3 protein-coding genes and 1 tRNA gene are annotated in these 1,943 nt (G+C 50.1%); 3 read left to right on the plus strand and 1 reads right to left on the minus strand.

The window, feature by feature from the left end; all coding sequences use genetic code 11:
- On the plus strand, nucleotides 1–665 hold a 665-nt coding region (locus HMPREF2724_RS01240; protein WP_083306064.1), incomplete at its 5' end, for a hypothetical protein.
- Between the two features lie 47 nt (nucleotides 666–712).
- On the plus strand, nucleotides 713–1,246 hold the full coding sequence (locus HMPREF2724_RS12560) for a hypothetical protein (protein WP_141748286.1): 534 nt from the start codon (nucleotides 713–715) through the stop codon (nucleotides 1,244–1,246).
- A gap of 121 nt (nucleotides 1,247–1,367) precedes the next feature.
- On the opposite strand, the gene HMPREF2724_RS01245 is transcribed toward HMPREF2724_RS12560, so the two are convergent.
- The gene (locus HMPREF2724_RS01245) at nucleotides 1,368–1,700 is read right to left on the minus strand and encodes a metal-sensitive transcriptional regulator (protein ID WP_061924479.1); all 333 of its coding nucleotides are present in this window, start codon (nucleotides 1,698–1,700) and stop codon (nucleotides 1,368–1,370) included.
- A 94-nt stretch (nucleotides 1,701–1,794) separates the two neighbouring features.
- On the opposite strand from HMPREF2724_RS01245, the gene HMPREF2724_RS01250 reads away from it, so the two are divergent.
- A tRNA-Glu gene (locus HMPREF2724_RS01250) sits at nucleotides 1,795–1,867 on the plus strand.
- Nucleotides 1,868–1,943: the final 76 nt, after the last annotated feature.

Here is a 1,943-nt window from a genome sequence, read left to right on the forward strand (position 1 = left end):
AAGAAGCGGAACTAAACCCAGGACGCTTCATTTTGAGGCATTTAGCTGGCGACTTCTTGGCGTGCTGTTCTCTGGATACAACGCTAGATGTGAAAGCAATCGGTATAGCAGTTGCGGGGATTGTGGGAGTGACGCTGCTCGTAGTTTCGGCTGCGGCTTTGCTTAGGCACCGAAGAAAGCTGTACATGGCAGCTTTGCTTTTAGGACTTCTGGCTATCGTAGGTTCTACGTTTTGGGCTCAGAAACTTACAGAATTTGGCCTTGTACAAAGGGACTCTGCGCAGATTGTCTGTGTTTCGGATGTCTGCGCTTGGCCGGAGGTCCCAAAAGAAAACATATTACTGAACATCCAAGCGCGGGAAGCCTTCTCTAAAATAGTGCCAGCTGAGTGGGGAGATTTCTCAAATCGACCGGTGGTGTGGGGAGATTTTTCAGAAGATCACTTAAGCCTAAGTAGCCAACCAACTCTGGAAGGAGTCGTTGGAGAGTTTGTGGATCAAGTTGGAACTGCGGAATTGATTCGTGCAAATGCGCAAATTTGTGGAATTCCGGCGAAAGATTTGGGAATTTCGGTTAGTGGCCTCCCTTGGGATCCTAACCGACAAGTTGACGTAAGCGATGTTGTTCAACGTATCGAGCAGTCGACCTGTAGAGTTAGCGGTTAGCCTGTGAAATCATTTGCGTTCTTGTACTTCCATGGTCACAGAATTTTGTGGTCTTGCTGATGATGTTGTTTATTGGTTTAGCTCTATCCTTCTCTGAAGGCTGGCTGCTAAGAATTCCCTGGCTTAGCGGTACTGCAGGGGTGAATGTAGGTACCATATGTTCATTTGCTTATGCGGCGTTGCCAGTAACTTTGTTCCGTAATCAGCTTTCCAAGCTAGAAGCTCGTTCTCCAAGGAAGTGGTTAGTCGTAGACAGCACGCTTCTCGTTGTCTTGTGGAGCGTCCCTTGGGTATTTTCCCTGACCGGCGTAGGAAGCGTCAGGTTTGCTTATGTATCCACCGTCCTTATGGGAATAACATTTTTCGCAGGCAAATATTTGAACGTGGATACACTCGCATTGTTGCTTATAGCGCAACTCGTCTTGCAAACGGCTCTTTGGCTATCGGCATCCGAAACGAAATGGCGTTTTGTTCTTTTTGCTCTTGCTGTCCCGCCAGGCCATGTCCCACTTTTAATAAGTGGCCTTTCGCTCCTTGTGAGTATTCCTTCTTTGCACAAATTCAAACAGGCTGGAGCTTAGTCAGTGCCGGCAGGCTAGAGCTGCTCCTTTCCCTGTCTAGGGGCTAGGGGGAGCTCATGCTCAATCTAGTCAGACCTTTGAAGTGTCGCTGAAGATTCGCATGATGTGTTGGTTGGGGGCGTTAGCTCTTAACCAGCTTGCGAATAGCCGTCATGGCTTCCTCGAGCTTTTCCTGGGCCACTTGACCATCCTCGGCGGCGGCACCGGCTACGCAGTGCTCAATATGGTCTTCGAGTAAGGCCAAAGAGACATTTTCTAGCGCGGAGGTTACTGCGGAGATCTGCGTGATGATGTCAATGCAGTATTTGTCTTCTTCGATCATGCGGTGGATGCCGCGCGTTTGACCCTCGATGCGCTTCAAACGCGCCAAATACCTCGCTTTGTTTTTGCTATCCGCGTTATACCCGTGCGCGTGAGGCTCATGGCAGGCGCAGGTATGTTGCTGGTCAGACATGGTTTTCTGCGTTCATCTAGGGGTTCCTTTCGGGGCGATTTTGTAACGCGCGATTACTCCAGTATATTTTTAAGACGTTGCTCCAAGGCAATGGGCCCCCATCGTCTAGCGGCCTAGGACACCGCCCTTTCACGGCGGCGGCACGGGTTCGAATCCCGTTGGGGGTACGAAGCTTCTTGCTTCATGCCGACCTTTTAAAGGTCAAAATTCAATATGGCCCTGTGGCGCAGTTGGTTAGCGCGC

It is taken from the genome of Corynebacterium sp. HMSC071F07 (assembly GCF_001810285.1).
Lineage (GTDB): Bacteria > Actinomycetota > Actinomycetes > Mycobacteriales > Mycobacteriaceae > Corynebacterium > Corynebacterium simulans.

Coding starts and splice junctions, on each gene's coding strand:
- HMPREF2724_RS01245 (WP_061924479.1), bottom strand. CDS start 1,700: ATGTCTGACCAGCAACATACCTGCGCCTGCCATGAGCCTCACGCGCAC.